The 17,324-nt window shown below is 34.7% G+C and carries 17 protein-coding genes and 1 pseudogene; 4 read left to right on the forward strand and 14 right to left on the reverse strand.

Going from position 1 to position 17,324, the window contains the following annotated elements; all coding sequences use genetic code 11:
* Positions 1-27 precede the first annotated feature (27 nt).
* The 3 genes from ACXAGJ_RS07045 to ACXAGJ_RS07055 all read right to left on the reverse strand — a co-directional run bounded on the left by ACXAGJ_RS07045 (position 28) and on the right by ACXAGJ_RS07055 (position 2,819).
* Positions 28-1,155, reverse strand: coding sequence for a helix-turn-helix domain-containing protein (locus tag ACXAGJ_RS07045; protein WP_474838405.1), 1,128 nt, complete (start codon positions 1,153-1,155; stop codon positions 28-30).
* A gap of 624 nt (positions 1,156-1,779) precedes the next feature.
* Positions 1,780-2,361, reverse strand: coding sequence for a hypothetical protein (locus ACXAGJ_RS07050; RefSeq protein WP_474838407.1), 582 nt, complete (start codon positions 2,359-2,361; stop codon positions 1,780-1,782).
* A gap of 77 nt (positions 2,362-2,438) precedes the next feature.
* Entirely contained in the window at positions 2,439-2,819 is a 381-nt protein-coding gene (locus ACXAGJ_RS07055; protein ID WP_474838408.1) for a DUF2200 domain-containing protein, read from the reverse strand.
* Between the two features lie 220 nt (positions 2,820-3,039).
* Between ACXAGJ_RS07055 and ACXAGJ_RS07060 the strand changes: the two genes are divergently transcribed.
* Positions 3,040-6,270: a S41 family peptidase gene (locus ACXAGJ_RS07060; protein ID WP_474838410.1), complete on the forward strand. Its 3,231-nt coding sequence runs from the start codon at positions 3,040-3,042 to the stop codon at positions 6,268-6,270.
* Positions 6,271-6,379: 109 nt separating this feature from the next.
* Here the strand turns inward: ACXAGJ_RS07060 and ACXAGJ_RS07065 are convergent, their stop codons facing one another.
* The 11 genes and pseudogenes from ACXAGJ_RS07065 to ACXAGJ_RS07115 all read right to left on the reverse strand — a co-directional run bounded on the left by ACXAGJ_RS07065 (position 6,380) and on the right by ACXAGJ_RS07115 (position 14,390).
* Entirely contained in the window at positions 6,380-6,880 is a 501-nt protein-coding gene (locus tag ACXAGJ_RS07065; RefSeq protein ID WP_474838412.1) for an SRPBCC family protein, read from the reverse strand.
* Between the two features lie 18 nt (positions 6,881-6,898).
* Positions 6,899-7,327, reverse strand: a complete 429-nt coding sequence (locus ACXAGJ_RS07070; protein ID WP_474838414.1) for an SRPBCC family protein — start codon at positions 7,325-7,327, stop codon at positions 6,899-6,901.
* A gap of 116 nt (positions 7,328-7,443) precedes the next feature.
* Positions 7,444-8,319, reverse strand: coding sequence for an RNA polymerase sigma factor (locus tag ACXAGJ_RS07075; protein WP_474838416.1), 876 nt, complete (start codon positions 8,317-8,319; stop codon positions 7,444-7,446).
* Between the two features lie 118 nt (positions 8,320-8,437).
* Positions 8,438-9,841: an SMI1/KNR4 family protein gene (locus ACXAGJ_RS07080; RefSeq protein ID WP_474838418.1), complete on the reverse strand. Its 1,404-nt coding sequence runs from the start codon at positions 9,839-9,841 to the stop codon at positions 8,438-8,440.
* Positions 9,842-9,999: 158 nt separating this feature from the next.
* Positions 10,000-10,757 (reverse strand): annotated as a pseudogene (locus ACXAGJ_RS07085) (NYN domain-containing protein).
* A gap of 63 nt (positions 10,758-10,820) precedes the next feature.
* Positions 10,821-11,645: a ChbG/HpnK family deacetylase gene (locus ACXAGJ_RS07090; protein WP_474838420.1), complete on the reverse strand. Its 825-nt coding sequence runs from the start codon at positions 11,643-11,645 to the stop codon at positions 10,821-10,823.
* Positions 11,646-11,718: 73 nt separating this feature from the next.
* Positions 11,719-12,192: a DUF1905 domain-containing protein gene (locus ACXAGJ_RS07095; RefSeq protein ID WP_474838422.1), complete on the reverse strand. Its 474-nt coding sequence runs from the start codon at positions 12,190-12,192 to the stop codon at positions 11,719-11,721.
* Between the two features lie 177 nt (positions 12,193-12,369).
* Entirely contained in the window at positions 12,370-12,768 is a 399-nt protein-coding gene (locus ACXAGJ_RS07100) for a rhodanese-like domain-containing protein (RefSeq protein ID WP_474838424.1), read from the reverse strand.
* A gap of 2 nt (positions 12,769-12,770) precedes the next feature.
* Positions 12,771-13,085 (reverse strand): rhodanese-like domain-containing protein, encoded by a 315-nt coding sequence (locus ACXAGJ_RS07105; protein ID WP_073317524.1) that lies wholly within the window; start codon positions 13,083-13,085, stop codon positions 12,771-12,773.
* Between the two features lie 119 nt (positions 13,086-13,204).
* Entirely contained in the window at positions 13,205-13,831 is a 627-nt protein-coding gene (locus ACXAGJ_RS07110; RefSeq protein WP_474838426.1) for a thioredoxin family protein, read from the reverse strand.
* Positions 13,832-13,868: 37 nt separating this feature from the next.
* Positions 13,869-14,390, reverse strand: coding sequence for a TlpA family protein disulfide reductase (locus ACXAGJ_RS07115; RefSeq protein ID WP_474838428.1), 522 nt, complete (start codon positions 14,388-14,390; stop codon positions 13,869-13,871).
* Between the two features lie 239 nt (positions 14,391-14,629).
* Here ACXAGJ_RS07115 and ACXAGJ_RS07120 point away from each other — a divergent pair, with 239 nt between their 5' ends.
* The 3 genes from ACXAGJ_RS07120 (at position 14,630) to ACXAGJ_RS07130 (ending at position 17,311) form a co-directional block, all read left to right on the forward strand.
* Entirely contained in the window at positions 14,630-15,088 is a 459-nt protein-coding gene (locus ACXAGJ_RS07120) for a MarR family winged helix-turn-helix transcriptional regulator (RefSeq protein WP_474838430.1), read from the forward strand.
* Between the two features lie 31 nt (positions 15,089-15,119).
* Positions 15,120-15,686, forward strand: coding sequence for a YceI family protein (locus tag ACXAGJ_RS07125; protein ID WP_474838432.1), 567 nt, complete (start codon positions 15,120-15,122; stop codon positions 15,684-15,686).
* Between the two features lie 227 nt (positions 15,687-15,913).
* Positions 15,914-17,311 (forward strand): anthranilate synthase component I family protein, encoded by a 1,398-nt coding sequence (locus ACXAGJ_RS07130; protein ID WP_474838434.1) that lies wholly within the window; start codon positions 15,914-15,916, stop codon positions 17,309-17,311.
* Positions 17,312-17,324: the final 13 nt, after the last annotated feature.

A 17,324-nucleotide genomic window follows, 5' to 3' on the forward strand; every position in this document is an offset into this window, starting at 1 on the left:
GAGTCTACTCAAATCTAGTTTTGAGAGTCAATTTCTATCGGGTACCGCAAATTTTTGCTGAAATTCTTTTGGAGTAATCCCCGTTACTTTTTTAAACACTCTTTGAAATGTTGCTTGAGAATTAAATCCGCATTCATATGCTATACCCGTAATCGTTAGTGATTGAGAATGTTCATTCAGCAACCGAGATTTTATCTCTTCAATTCTGTAATCATTCACGAACTCGTTAAAGGACTTGTTTAAATGTTGATTTAAAACTGCAGAAACTGTTTTTTGAGGCACATCGATATGTTTCACAACATCACTAAGTTTCAATTCGGGATTAAGGTATAATTTATCTTTATCCATAGCACTTTTCAAAGCAATTTCAACTTGATCGACTTTGTTGCCATCTAATTTCTTATGCCCTTTATGATTTGTTTTTACGCTTATGATCAAGCCATTGATCCCTACCCAATAGATTAATATAACCAAAGGTGTATAAATAGGATACCAGCCAACGTGCGCCAATAACTTTGTAGATAATGAAGGAATCAAATACGGAATCAAATGCAATAACCACAGTCCCGCAAAAATCGACATGCCCAAGGTAAATCGTTTTGTCCAACGCATGGTTACTAATTCCTTTTTTGTAGCCCTGAAATTGCTCATTAATTTGTAGGTAAACCATAGATAAACACTTAATGATATCCAACGAGGAATATCAGAATACATAAAATAGACGTCGATATAATTCCCCCATAAAAGGTTACTTTTTGAGGTAATAAAGCCAAGATAACTTGTAAGAAGTAGTGTCGTGGCCCCAACATAAGGAATGAGATCGATTATTGTACTGTAAAAATGCGCTCTATTAACCCTAGTCAATCTAAATTCTGGATACAACATCACCTTAACATAGAAATAGCAAAGCGGGCCAAGCGGCATAATTAGAATCAAAGGAATTACTGCTGATAACACTTTTAAAAAGGGAGTAAAATGTGTTATCGTTTCTAATAAATAAAAATTAAGACAAGCTAAAGAGATGAATAAGATGAGAAATGCTAGGATGCGATTCGCATATATTTTAGGTTGAAGCGTGAACAACAGAATTGTTGTGATAAAGCCTTGAACAACTCCCACAAGCAATATCACTTTAAAGAAGTCATATGATACCATATACAAAATGATTATCTATGGAGTTCCTATTCATTTTTATTTTTTCGACAAGCTTTCTTTTTTGGTATTTACAGTCTTATCAAACGATTGTCTGCAACATTTTTATACAAAATTTTGATACAAGAAAGCACACGAATGCTTTCTGGTTTTGCTAAAGATAACCAATGTGTACGAATATCATTATCAGAAATTCTGCTGTAAATCATCATACAATTTGTCGTAAATGTTTTTTTAAAAGAATAAATAAGATAAGACCACAATAGGTAACAACAAAGATGTAAATAAGTTTAGAAAACTAAATTGACTCCTACTATTTCTCTTAAAAATTAATAGTACTCCGGTCACTATTGAAATCACAAATGAAACTACTCCTATTCCAAAAATTAATATCCCGATAATCCCCTTGCCTATTCCTGCTTGTCCATCTGACATTAAATCAACATGAATGTTGTCAAATTCGTTTTTAAGAAAGAAAAAGCCAATAAATAGTATTAACAACAACACTAATATTACATAATTGTATTTTTTCATATCCTAATTTATTACTATAGCATTTCTTGTATGTTGTATTTACGTCACAAATGAAAAACCCCTATCATACAAATTATCAATAATTTCCACACTTTACTTAAAAAGTTGTTTCATTTCTTCATTATCAGTCTTTTGAGCAAGCATATTTCCTATACTCCAAATCTTGTTCTCCCAATTTTTCCAGTGTTCACTTTGGGGACTACTAACAAAAATTTGAGTCTCCATATTATTCGCAATCACATGGTATTCATAGGATACTCCGTCAATGGTTATTCCTTTATTGGCTGTAAACAATTCGAGGTTATTTACCTTATAAACGGGATCATTAACTCCTTCTATTTGTTCCTCAAAATAAAGTTCTCTTATTTTTCCTTTTGAGTCATAAAGAAAAATCCCTTGAATTAGTTTTTCAGGGTTTTTAATACCTCGAAACTCATTTTGGTTAAATTTTATGGTGATTAACCCTCCAAAACCTATGAATGATCTGCTTATTTTGGCAATCCAAATATAATCCACTACTAGCTCATTGTCTCTCCAACCTTTTTTATTTCTAATAGTATGCTCTCCACTATAAAGTCCATCTAACCCAAATGTATGGGCCAGAGATTGTTTTATAGCTTGATTACATTGAAAAGTACTTAATTCATAAGATTGTTTGATTTCGGCTCTACTCATTTTTGCAACTTAGCACTAAACGTTTTTAATAAAAAATCTTCTTAGGGCAACAATGTATTTATTATCAGGACTGATTTCTACTTTTTTTCTTCCCGTAAAATTTTCTCCATTTTACGACCTTTTGCCAATTCATCAATCAGTTTTTCCATACGTCTGCAATCTCGGTACAAGGCAAATTCTTCAGGTATTTCTTCAATACGATATCCGCACACCACCCCTTTGATCATGTCTGCATTTTCATGCATTTGGGCTCCTTCAAAAAAATCTCCAAAGGTTCCGTTACCCTCAATAAAAGATGCTAATGTAGCCTGATCATAACCCGTTAACCACAAAATAACCTGATCGAGCTCCTCTTTGGTCCTACCATGCTTTTCTATTCTTTTGAGGTAATGAGGATAGATAGATCCGAAATTCATTTTTGCGACTTGCTCATTCTTTTTTGCTGTTACTTCTGGCATGACTTATAATTTATTGTTTTTTTAACAACTTATGCATAATTATTTGCTTGTTTAGCATCTAATTTAGTAAACAAGAACAAGTAAGAGAAAATTCTAACAAAGATTTCTCTGATAAGCACTAACAAGAGTAATTGGATACACACGTAGCTGTGCTTACTTTAATTTTTAAAGTTTACTCAAATTTACGAATCAAACAATTAGAATACCTTATATTTTTATTATGAGACAATCCATCTTTCTGTTTTTTGCCTTTATTTTTTCAATCCAAATTTCATCTGCTCAAGAAAGTTCTCAATGGCTACGTTTTCCAGCCATATCGCCTGATGGTAAAACGATAGCCTTCAGCTATCATGGTGACATTTACACGGTACCATCTACTGGTGGAACAGCTACTATTCTTACCATAAATGATGGCTATGATCATATGCCTGTATGGTCTCCTGATGGTTCTCGAATTGCTTTTGCTTCAAACAGGCATGGTAATTTTGATGTTTTCGTTATGCCGTCAAAAGGAGGCACCGCTAAACGACTAACATTTCACTCTTCTAATGATAGTCCAAGCGATTTCAGTACTGATGGTAATTCTGTGTTATTCTCATCGTCACGTTTAGATTTACATACCAATCAACAATTTCCATCTGGTGTATTACCAGAATTATATCAGGTCCCAATTACTGGAGGTAGAGTTGTACAAGTTTTGACCACTCCTGCAGTCAATACCAAGATAAGCAATGATGGAAAGACGTTACTTTTTCAAGACTCAAAAGGATATGAAGACCCGCTTCGAAAGCACCATACATCATCCGTTACCCGGGATATTTGGAAATATGATGTGGAATCCAAAGCATATACACAACTTAGTGCGTTTAACGGAGAAGACATGAATCCTGTTTTTGCAAAAGATGGAAGTTCGTATTACTTCTTGAGCGAATCTTCAGGTAGTTTTAACGTACACAAAGCAAGTCTTACTGGAGGAGCTGCTCAACAAATTTCAAATTTCACCAAGCATCCTGTTCGTCATCTCAGTATAGCTTCAGATGGTAAGCTTTGTTATGGTTATCACGGAAGAATATTTTTACAAACTGAAGGTGCAGAACCTCAACTTGTAGAAATAGATATTCGTTCGGACTTACGCAATTTACCTGTCAAAACAGTATCCGTAAATGACAACCTTAGTGAGTTTGCTGTTTCTTCCAATGGAAAAGAAATAGCTTTTATTAAACGTGGTGAAGTATTTGTTAGTTCTATTAAGGATGGGATCACAAAACGAATTACTAGTACTCCCGAACAAGAGCGTAGCGTATCCTTTAGTCCAGATGGGAGATCTGTATTATATGCTAGTGAACGCAACGGAAGCTGGAATTTATATGAAACTTCAATAAGTCGTGAAGAAGAAAAGTTCTTTTTTAATTCGACAGTTTTAGAGGAGAAAATCATTCTCAATTCAGATTCAGAAACTTTTCAAGCGAGCTATTCTCCTGATGGTAAAGAAATTGCTTTTCTCGAAGAACGCACCAATCTCAAAGTCATCAATCTAGAAAGTAAGAAGGTGCGTGAGATCATGCCCGGTAATAATAACTATTCCTATGCCGATGGAGATCAATTTTATGAGTGGTCTCCCGATAGCAAATGGTTCTTGGTGAATTATTTAAGAGATGGACAATGGATAGATCAGGCAGGACTCGTCAATGCATCTGGCAAAGACCCCGTTATTAATATAGTTCCTACTGGGTATGGTGCAAATATCCCACAGTGGATGATGGGCGGAAAAATGATTACCTGGTATTCGAGTAGAAATGGAATGAAAAATCATGCGAGTTGGGGAAGTGAAATGGACTTTTATGGGATGTTTTTAACGCAATCTGCATGGGATGATTTCAATTTAACAGAACTTGAATCAGAGTTAATGTCTGAAGAGAAGAAGGATACGGATTCAAAAGATGATAAGAACACACCAAAAGATAAAAAGAAAGGTGAGGACGAAGAAAAAAAGGTAGCCCCCATTGAATTTGAGCTTGATGGTCGAGAAGATAGAATTACTCGACTGACAACGCATTCTTCTGATCTTGGAGCAGCAATTGTCTCGAAAGACGGTAAAATGCTCTATTACCTTGCCAAATTTGAGAAAGGTTACAATCTATGGGAAACTAATCTCCGTACTAAAGAAACAAAAATCCTGACTTCTTTAAATGCAAAAAACCCAGGAGATATGGAAATGGGGCCTAAAGGAGAAAACCTTTACATATTATCTAATGGTAGAATAAGTAAAGTTGATCTGAAAAAAGGAAAGGCTGAAGGTATTTCTATTAAAGGCGAAATGTTACTTGATGAAATGGCAGAACGTGCTTACTTAGCAGAACACATTTGGCGTCAAACCAAAAAGAAGTTTTACCGTGAAGATATGCAGGGCGTAGATTGGGATTTTTATAAAGAAGCTTATTTTGTTAAACTGAAAGACATCAATAATAATTTTGATTTTGCAGAGCTAATGAGCGAGATGTTGGGTGAACTAAATGCTTCTCATACAGGTGCAGGTTATCGAGATTCGAAACCAAATGGAGATCAAACCGCTTCGTTAGGAATCTTCTTGGATCCTTCTTACACTGGTGATGGCCTGAAGATTATTGAAATTATAGACAAGAGTCCTTTAGAAAATAAAAAAAATAAATCAAAGGCTGGTCACATCATACAAGCCATAGACGGGGTAAAAATCAATAAGGACATGAATTATTACCCACTCCTTAATCGCAAGGTTGGTAAAAATACATTGCTCACAATATATGATCCTAAATCGAAAAAAACGTGGATGGAAACAGTAAAACCAATTGGCAGGAGAGCATTAAGCCAACTACTGTATGAAAGATGGGTTAAAAATTGTAATCGTCTTGTCGAACAACTTTCTGGAGGTAAGTTGGGTTATGTGCATGTTCGCGGAATGAACGATGCTAGCTTTAGAAAAGTATATGATGATGCACTAGGAAAACATTATGATAAAGAAGGATTAATTGTAGACACGAGATTCAATGGTGGCGGTTGGCTTCATGACGATCTTGCCACATTTCTAAATGGAAAAAACTATTTAGATTTTAGACCTAGAGGTCAAAATTTAGGATCAGAACCTCAATTTAAATGGAGTAAGCCATCGGTTGTAGTGATGAGTGAAAGTAATTACTCTGATGCTCACTTGTTTCCTGTTACTTATCGAGCAATGGGAATCGGAAAGCTCGTAGGAATGCCGGTACCTGGAACAGGCACCGCAGTATGGTGGGAACGATTACAAAATGGGGCTCGGTTCGGGATACCTATGGTTGGGATGATCGACACCAAAGGTAAATATCTTGAAAATCAACAATTAGAACCGGATGTTAAAGTTGCGCTAGACCCAGCAATTGTTATTACAGGAAGAGATCAGCAATTGGAGGCGGCAGTCAACGTATTGTCAAAGAATTAATTTTAGATTAAACTACTGGTTTTATATAATGTATTTGCATTAAGTGTAATAGCGGTTAACGTTTACAACGAAACCGCTATCACTTATTCCCAATGTTAGCCACTACAGTTTATGAATCTTTAGCCATTTTTTCAGTCATTTCTTCTAGAGAACTATTCATAAATGCATGAAATTGTTCCTGTGTCATTTGAGGGTTTTTAATAAACTTATCATAATGAGACCAAAATACAAATACGCATTTGCCATAACCGAGATCAACTACTTGAATAGTGTTTACCATACCTTTTACAGGTGCTCCTTCTAACAAGGAATATGAAAAACTTCTCGTTGATTCGTTATAAGCTACAATTTTTTCCTTAAAGTAGCCTTTACCATCCGGCGTATAACATACCCTTTGACCTCCCCTTCCGATATTTCCAGTCCATTCAACTCTTGCAACATTTGATGAGTATTTGTCAATTTTGTCAATTTGTCTCACTGTCTCCCAAAACTTATCCGCAGACTTATTTATAATTTTACTGAATTGAACTTTTGGCTCGCCCATTGATTGTGCTGTGGCTAAATTTAGACTAAGCAAAAGGACTAATGTCGCTAAAAATAGATTTTTCATTTTTGATGTAATTTTAATTTAATACAATTTTTTAATTCCTTCTAAGCTCATTTGTATCATGCCCTGAAGCATAGAGGTAATTTCCTGATCCTGTGAGCCATCAGTATCAAAAAAACTCTGCCAAGTGACTTCGCTTCCATTGATCAATTCTTTTACGGAAATACTATTTTCCATATTAGTAACAGGCATTGGTGGGTTTTGAACTAAGTATTTTAAGTACCTTTCTGAATCATTAAATTCCGTAATAACTTCTTTGATTGTTATTTCCCCTTGTTCAGAATTCATGGTACAAGTTCTTTCACAACCTACACCATTTCCTTTTACTTCGCTATGGGTAATCATTCCTCCTGCATAATCTTCTACCCTATCAAAGTACTTGATTCTGTTCCAGATTTCTGAAGCAGGAGCTTCAATTTTTAAACTCTCGTTTACCTTAGGATGTTTCATATAAATTGATTTAAAATTTCCCTTTTGATCCAATTTCAATTGATGTGTTACAAAACAGAAAACAAAAAGCCCGTAACTCATAGAATTACGGGCTTTTTAAAGCTTGGTCTAATATCTTAACTCAATTCAAAATAGTTGAGCAGTTCATTATCTCCAATAATTTCATCCACAATTGTTTCCTTATTAAAGTTATCTTTGGCAGGAGTGTCTCTTAATAATTCAAGGTGCTTATTGTCAACAAGATCTGCAACAATTTCACTGTTTTTTGCAGCGTAATCGGCTACTTTCATTCTATAGCCTACATTAAAAAAAAGCTGGTCTTCTGTTAAATAACCATTTTTATGCATGGTCTTAGCTTTTTTACCACACCTACATGGATTTTCGGGATTCATCAATCCACATTTTTGTTGCATAAAGTTTATAAGTTCTTTTCTTGCTCTATGTAATTTTAATCTATAATTAGCTTTACTTATATCAAATATTTCAGCCCCAAGATTATGATCAACACCAAATGTTTCTCCTACAATAAATAATAATCTTTGCTCACGAGTTAGACACATAATCATTCCTGATAAACATCTATATCGAACCTCTTTTGTTAATTCTTCGTACTCTGCCTCTTCCTTAGCATCTAAAAAAGGAGTGTGTTGTATGGAATCTAATCGTTTTCCCTGACTCTCAAAATCAGTGAACTGCTTTTCTCCACTACGCCTTTTTGATTTTAAGAATTCATTGAATACAATTCTGTAAAGCCAGGTTCTAAATTGACTTTGGAAATTAAACTGAGATAATTTAGTAATTACCTTTATCAGTGCTTCCTGTGTCAAGTCTTCTGCATCTTGTGGGTTAAAAGAGAATTTCCAAGCCACATTAAAAATGTAAGGTCTATGAATGGCAATTAGCTCATTTAATGCATTCTTATCTCCCTTTAATGAGGCTTTCAATAGTTCAATATTTTTTTCCTCTGAGTATTTTTCGCCAAGTTGATTCATATTTGTTTTTTTGAGCTTAGATCCGAATTATCCTCTGGTGTTACAAAGTTTTTTAGACTATGACCTAGGCGTTCGTGTAAAATGCGTTAGAAAACATTTTATCTTGTGCTAGTACACATTATTTCCATATCTGATACCACTTTTTGTCATTTTTTAATTGAATTTTACTCGGATCATTTTTTCTAATCCAATTTAAACTAAGTTTAAACTCTGAAAGTCTTTGTTTAAGATTCGATAATATATAATCCTCTTCTACAAGAAAACGATCTGCTACCCTCTTATAATGAATAAGTAATTTCTTGTTTTTCAATCCAGAAAGGGCTTGTAGCGAAGAGTGAATAACTTTGTTAGAGCTATCATTCAGCCCAAGAATGAAAGTCTCCAGATAGTCTTTTTTGTTACTTAGTTGACCAAGAGCGTATACTGTTGTTGATCTAATATCCTCGTCATCATTTTTAATAAACCCTTGAATAAGATCCCCATAATCAAAATTACACTCTTGAAGCAAGTATGTACAAAATAGAAATGTTTCAGAATTAGTTATTCGATCTATATGACTGGCAATGTATTCTTTCCATTTTTCACTGTTGGATTTATCGTACCAAAAAATATATTGGAACACCGTTAGGAGGTCTACTTCTCCAAGTTTGATTAAATACTCTTTCCAGTTTTTATGTTTATGCTTTACTAGTATTTGAAGTAGTAACAGAGAATTCTCTTTCGTAGTATTGGGATAAGCCTTATCGATTGAGTTTAGAGTAAAAGAATCTAACGTTCTCTTTTTTAATAGTCCATGGAGGGCATCCACCTTAACTTCTTCATTGGATCCATGATTGTATACTTCTAGTAATTTTTCCTCAGAACCTCCCATGGTATATCCAAACCAAGATGGAGATGCTATCAACAAATCTTCAGAAATAATTTCATCTAACCATCTTTCGTACCAATCAAGAAAATTATCTTCAAAAGTGAAGCGTGGCTTTTGAAGTTCTTGGTCTATGTTTACTACTTTACCTTTATGCTCACCATTAAGAATTATCCCATGTAAATATGAACATCCTTGGGTTCCAATTGGTAAAATACCTCCAAATATTCTACCTAGTTCTTTTTCATAATCGTTATCCGAAATATTATCATCTTCTATTTTTTCAATTACTTTTTCCCAATCACTATTGCTCATTTTAGGATAAAGTATCGACTCGTTTTTGATATACTTTTCTGTGTTCTCATAAACAAGTTCATTCACACCTTTTCCCAATGGATAAATCCCATAGAAAGGCCCAGCTCCAGAATTCGAGTAGGATCTCCCTCCATTTCCAATTTTTAATACAAATGATTTATAGCAGTCAGGAAGGTCAATTGAATACTTTCTTTCAAAAGCATCCAATTCCTTAATACTAGCTGGCTTATGGATACTGTACTTATGATTACTTGCTCCAAAAACTTTAAGATCCTTGTCCACCTTGGCAGCCAGTAATAGCTTAGATCTTATACGTTCAATTTGAATAGAGTAATCAATCATTTCTAATATCTACTAATTGAGACCACGCACAGCATCTCAAGAGCATCTGGCCTTGGTCTTGTTGTGTATAGTTTGTCATCGACAAATGCTTAACTTAGGTCTCGCAATAGCCCTAAAGATAACAAAGCTTTGTAAAACTCGGCTAATGAACTATATTCTTAGGATTTCTTAGCCCTTGTTGTTCGCTTTTCTTTTATCTTAACATAAATCAATTTACTTCGTCCTTTAGGGTTTTCACGTTGTTCTATTTCAAACTTATTAATTGATTTAATAAGTGGCGTGAGTTTTTCAAATCCATAATTTCTTGAGTCAAAATTGGGGCGTTTTTTCTGGATCAAACTTCCAACATCTCCAAGGAAAGCCCATCCTTCCTCATCTGATAAATCATTGATTGAAGATGAAATTAAGTTAATCTCTTTATTGGTGATTTTATCTACTGAAGATTTAATGGTTTCTTTCGCATCTGTTTTATCTTCAGATTGTTTCCTAAGAATTTTATATAAATAAACTTATCACATGCTACGATGAACGGGTTAGGTGTTTTTTTCTCTCCTATTCCGATAACTAACATTCCTGCTTCTCTGAGTCGTGTAGCCAAACGCGTAAAATCACTATCACTAGAAACAAGGCAAAATCCATTAACTTTTCCACTATAAAGAATGTCCATAGCATCTATTATCATAGCAGAATCTGTTGCATTCTTTCCTGTTGTGTATCCATATTGTTGAATTGGAGTAATCGCATTTTCTAATAGCAAATTTTTCCATTTAGTCAAGCCTGGTCTCGTCCAATCACCGTAGATTCTTTTAATTGTTGGATTACCATATTTGGCAATCTCCTCCATCATTTCTTTCACATTGGCCGATGGAATATTGTCACCGTCTATTAGTACAGCCATATTTATATTCTGAGTCATTTATTTCTTTCTATTGTGATTTGTATATAACGGTTTCGTGTGACCATCAGTTTTTTATCGTGGTTATGCTTTGTCGTCATGTAAAGTTTTCTTTTTCATATCTGCATAACTGATTAATTCAATTCCTAAATCCTCGATCGTTTGTTTGACCCTAGGATCTGTAAGTACTTTCAAACATGAAAATCTATCTTCTGCCACATTTTCATACCCATTATGTCTTGTAGCTCTCATTTCTTCACTATCTAAACTAGGATGGTCTATAAAAAGATAGTCTCCTTCATTTAATTCATGTAATGAGCTTATAAACTTATCAATTCTTTCTTCATGGTCAATTATTCCTTTATATCCTCTAATTTGCTTAATATCTTGAGCACCTATTTCTAAATTAGAAAGTCCGTATTCTTCTCCCAGCTTTACACAAAGATTCGTTACTTCAGAATCCAACATATGACAATTCATATGGAAGCTTAAATGTGAAACTTGCTTTACTCTTTTGAGTCCTAGTTCGATTTGTGCTCTGAACTCCTTTTCAATATCAACAATTTTCCAATCGTTATTGGAAAGTGACCTTTTTTTTGGGTAGTACTTCTCACCAGTGAGCATCGGAAAAAAACAACCGTTATCTTCAATCAAACTTGGGGCTGATGTGATGGGTTTCCACTTAACACCTTCCCATTCCGATGTCAATGTAAGGTGTATTCCAACATCCACATTTGGATGCTGATTTAATAAGGCGCAAGCTTCTTCAAACCAAGCACAAACAGTCATTAACTCCAAACTTCTCACAATTCCATCGGTGTAAGATCTAATACATCCCAAGTTTGCAGAGTGTGAAGATCCTATATCATCTCCTCTCACTAAAAGCCGGATGTTGTTCACATTACTCATTTACGTTAGTTTTAGTTCTACACAATGTTTTAGCTAAACTACATTTAATGTGGTTTACATTTTATTAGGTGTATTATTTTTTCATTTTGAGCCTTTCTGTGTCCAAAAAGTTCATGATAATTTTCACTTGTTTATCCATGTCTTTAATCTTATTAAAACTGTAGATCAGCGATCTCTTTTTTCCATCGGTCAATTTATTGTAAATGGCTTTTGAATCTATATCTTGTTCTAAAAATACAGTTAGAACTTCGGGAACTTCCACTCCCAGTTGATCAGGGTCTTCGTCAATTTTAAAATTCACTTCCTCTCCAAGTTCTTTATTTAACTTTTCAAGGTATTTCCCTGCAACGATTATATAAAAATTCCCGTCTCCTAAGTGATTCAAACCACAGCGATAGGAAACAATATGATCAATGGTGCAAATCATTCGTGTTGCTCGTTTTCTATTGAATTGATTTATTATATCTGAATCAATTTTCAAATAGAAATATCCACCTTTTCTTTTTTCAAGTTGTTTTATTTCCTGTTTCCCTTGATATGATGTCATTTATTGTTGCTTGATTTTTCCGGCATTGCACCTGACATATACATATAGTAACCTTCTGTAAGTATACCCCTAAATATAAAAAATATAATTCCCTTTTTGACAAAAAGGTAAGATGCTCTATAAAACAAAAAACCACCAAAATTGGTGGTTTTCTATAGTATCATATGAAAAGGTGAGTTATTTGACCACCTTTTTTCCGTTAAATTTCCATTCGGTAATACCGCCATCTAGGTCATAAATCTTGGTAAAGCCCGCTTTTTTCATAAACGAAGAACACTTGCCACTTCTACCTCCTTTGCCGCAGTATACCGCAACCGGTTTGGTTTTATCTACTTTGGCAATCAACTCTTCAAAGTTTTCATTTCGAAAATCGATATTGATGGCACTCTCGATATGTCCTTGAGCAAACTCTTGTGGAGTGCGTACATCGATCAGCTTTACTTCTCCAAGCTTCAACAACGAATCCATTTCCTCTACGGTAATGAGTTCTACCGTAGCACCATCATCAGATGAATTATTACATCCAACAAGGGTAAGGGTAAAGATGAGTGCTAGTGTGAGTATTCTAAATTTCATATTTATTCAGCGGTTTCTCCGTCCCAATTCATAAAACCTCCTAACAGATTATACGTGGTCCCGAATCCCATCTGATCCATCAAGGTACAAGCCTGGGCACTACGCCCTCCTGATCGGCAATACACATAATAATTCTTAGATTTATCGAGTTGACCTACTTCATCCAAAAACCCCTGACCTTTTCTGATATCAATATTAATCATGTTAGGGATATAACCGTCTTCTACTTCTTCTTCGGTTCTAACATCTAAAATTACTGCATTATCATCTTTGGAGATCAAGTCTTGCCACTCTTCTTGGGTAATGTCTGCTGCCATTATAAAATTGTTTATACTAAAATTGGACTGTTATTTTTTATATTCCTTACAAATATAACAGTCCTTATTGAAATGTATTGCGTAAAATACATTCAATTCGATAAACTTTGCACGAAGATTTACGCTTTGATACTGCAACCAATGGCTTTGGTTAGCTCTACCGGAACTTTATTCCCGCTTAAAAGTGCATTCACCGCATCTTCTACATACTTCTTGTCTGCAGCAGAAGCATCTTTGTAGTTATTATCAATTGCACCGATGTATCTAACGATATTTCCTTTTGCGGTTTTTTCTAAGATATACACATGAGGAGTTTTGGTAGCCCCATATTGAGGGTATATTTTTTGTCCGTCGTCAAACAAATACGGGAAAGTAAACCCTTTCTCCTTTGCGCGAACTTTCATATTATCAAAACTATCATCCGGGTAAGCTTTTGGATTGTTAGGATTGATAGCAACTACAGGATATCCTTTGTCTTTAAACATTTTATCCAAAGCAATGATTCTATCCTCATAAGCTACTGAATATGGACAGTGATTACACGTAAAGATCACGATAAACCCTTTGGCATTTTTATAATTCGCCAAAGAAACCATAGCATCATCTATGTTTTTCAATTCAAAATCTGTCGCAACATCTCCAACTGCATATCCTCCTGTGGCGGGAGGGTTTGACACTTTATCTATAGCAAAAGCGCTAATTGCTATTATAAAAGCCACTCCGACAAGAATTTTTAATGTTTTCATGAGTAATTGTTTTTGTTATCTGTCAATCAATTTATGCTTATAATATTTTTTTCAATTCCTTTTCCAGCTCATTATAGGTAAATGATCTTTCATAGAAATTAACAGTGTTTCCTTTGTATATTATAGTAGCAGGTATAGAACCCGACCAATCTTTATTCACTTTAGGGATCCAACTATTGGCATCTGGATCATCCAACAAGATGACCTTGCTCTCTATCTTTTGCTTTCTTAAAAATGGTACCAATTTCGTCTCCACTTGTTTGGGTAAATCCAAGCTTACCAGGATCACCTCCACTTCATTATCAGGGTATCTACTATTGATTAATTCAAAATAAGGCAATTCGGCCACACAAGGTTTGCACCAGGTAGCCCAAAAATTAATGACTCTGGTTTTTCCATCGTTTATGGATAACAAGGGTTTGAAACTTTCAAAATCATACATCGGTATTTCAACCCCTTTACTCTTGTATACATCTGTTGCATCAAGAGCAACGTTCTGCTCTCCCTTGCAATTGAAAAGAGTAACTAGAAAAACAAGATATATAGCATATTTTGGCATAATACGAATTTATCAAAACCGCTAATTAACTAAAAGAAAATTAACAAGGTTTCTACCTTTTATCTAAATATTTTCAGAATTTTTTACAAATGTTTAACCCCTTGCAAATAGCATTCATGCCGCAATATTATCCATTTAAAAGCTTCTAAAATTGAACTTTAACAAAGAATTAATATCAATTTATAATTTCTAAAACATCTATTCTTTTACATTTGTACATACAAATTTTGTACAAACAAGTGAATATTGAAAAGATCATAAAAACAGAAGCCGAACTACCGCTTTCTCGCAAAGCTATAGTAAATCTTTTGTACACCGAAAACTGGGTGAGAGACAAAATTAACCTCGAACTAAAGACTTATGATATTTCTATCCAACAATTCAACGTATTGCGAATTTTAAGAGGCCAAAAAGGGAAACCTGCCAACCTCAGCACTATACAAGAACGAATGGTAAGTAAGATGAGCAATACAACGCGATTAGTGGATAAATTAATTCAGAAAGAATATGTTACCCGTGCTACCTGCCCTTCTAACCGAAGAAAAGTAGAAATTCACATTACAGAAAAAGGAAAAACGTTTCTAGACAAGGTAAGTCCTGCGATGCACAATTTTGAAACTAAATTAACATCTGCACTCAGTGAAGAAGATCTAACCACTCTCAACACACTTTTAAATAAACTTAGAACATCAATTTAAATTATTATATAACATCAAATTTTTAAAAATCATGAAAACTAAACTTAAATCATTCATCGTAGCCCTTGCTATTATTGCAACTTCTTCTGCGTTTGCTCAGAAAAAAGCAGTAGATGCTTCAAAAAGTACCATCGAATGGACTGGAAAAAAAATTACAGGACAACATTCAGGTACGCTAAATTTATCTGATGGATATTTAGTATTCGAAAACAACACCATTACCGGAGGAGAATTTACTGTGGATATGACTTCATTACAGGTAACAGATCTTGAAGCCGGAAAAGGAAAAGAAAAATTAGAGGGACATTTGAACTCTGATGATTTCTTTGGTGTACAAAATCACAAGACCTCTAAACTGGTCATTACTAAAGCCAAAAAAACTAGTGATGGATACAAGATCGCTGCAGATCTGACGATCAAAGGTAAAACAAATCCAATCCAGTTTAACCTAGCGGTAAACGGTGATTCGGCATCTACTACCTTATCCGTAGATAGAACAAAATACGGTATCAAGTATGGATCGGGAAGTTTTTTCGACAATTTAGGAGATAAAGCAATCAATGATGAGTTCGAATTGGCAGTAAATTTAAAAATGTAATTTTTTGTTGTTTCGAATTATAATTAATTTATATATTTGAACTCAATAAGAGCAAATATGAAATTATTCTTAACAAATAACTGGTGGTGGTCTTCGCGAAACGTAAACGTCGTGAAATAGCCCTGTTATTGTGTTAAGTAAACATACAAAAAGGCTTGTCATTCACGACGAGCCTTTTTTTATTGCTTAAAAACTAAAGTCGAAAAACAAAACCACATGATGCAAAAATGAGTTATACATTATCCACACATTACAAGCAAATCTTAGCTGATACCATTACTCCGGTAAGTGTTTATCTTAAAATCAGAGATCGTTTCCCAAATAGTTTACTGCTAGAAAGTAGCGATTACAGAGGTAATGAAAACAGTTTCTCTTATATCTGTTGTAACCCGATTGCAAGTATCAAAATTGAAAATGAAGTGATCTACCAATCTTTCCCAGATAAAAGCACTTCGGAAATCCCTATCACAGCAACCACCAATGTTCCACTGATCATCGAACAATTTGGTCAACAGTTTTCGACTTCCAAAAGTGATTTCAAGTTTATCAATAATGGACTTTTTGGATACATCGCTTATGATTCAGTACGATATTTTGAAGACATTTCGATTTCTAAAAAAGAAGGAGGACTTCAAATTCCTGATATGCACTATTCGGTATATCAAAATATTATTGCCATCAACCATTTTAATAATGAGGCTTATATTTTTGCACATTGTTATAACTCTGAAAGCAATATTGCCGAAATAGAATCTCTTCTTAATGTAAAGAACTTTGCATCTTACAATTTCACCACTGTTGGAGAAACTACTTCCAACCTTGATGACGAACAATACAAAGAGCATGTTGCTCTGGCCAAAAAACACTGCCAACGTGGTGATGTTTTTCAATTGGTACTATCCAAACGCTTTTCACAAAAATTTAAAGGAGATGAGTTTAATGTATACAGAGCGTTGCGCAGCATTAACCCCTCTCCTTACCTATTCTATTTTGACTACGGTAACTTCAAAATATTCGGAAGCTCTCCGGAAGCTCAACTAGTCGTAAAAGAAGGTATCGCAGAAATACACCCTATTGCAGGAACATTCAAAAGAACCGGTAATGACGAGCAAGATGCCGAATTAGCCAGAAAACTCTCCAAAGACGAAAAAGAAAATGCAGAACACGTGATGCTAGTAGATCTTGCTCGCAACGACTTGAGTCGTAACGGAAGCGATGTTACTGTCGAGACGTATCGCGAAATTCAGTTTTACTCCCATGTGATCCATTTGGTGAGTAAAGTTACCGGCAAAAAGCATGAGGATACTACAACCATGCAGGTAGTAGCAGATACTTTCCCTGCCGGAACGCTTAGTGGTGCTCCAAAACACATGGCAATGCAGCTTATCGAAAAATATGAAACGGTAAACAGAGATTTCTATGGAGGAGCCATCGGGTTTATGGATTTTGATGGAAACTTTAACCACGCCATTATGATTAGAACATTTTTAAGTAAGAATCATGAACTTCACTGGCAAGCAGGTGCTGGATTGGTAAATGAATCCAACGAAGAAAGCGAATTACAAGAAGTATATAACAAGCTAGGGGCGCTTACCAAGGCCTTGCAACTAGCCGAAGAAATATAATGTTGAATCCCTT

Source organism: Aquimarina sp. AWH4_224, assembly GCF_056160245.1.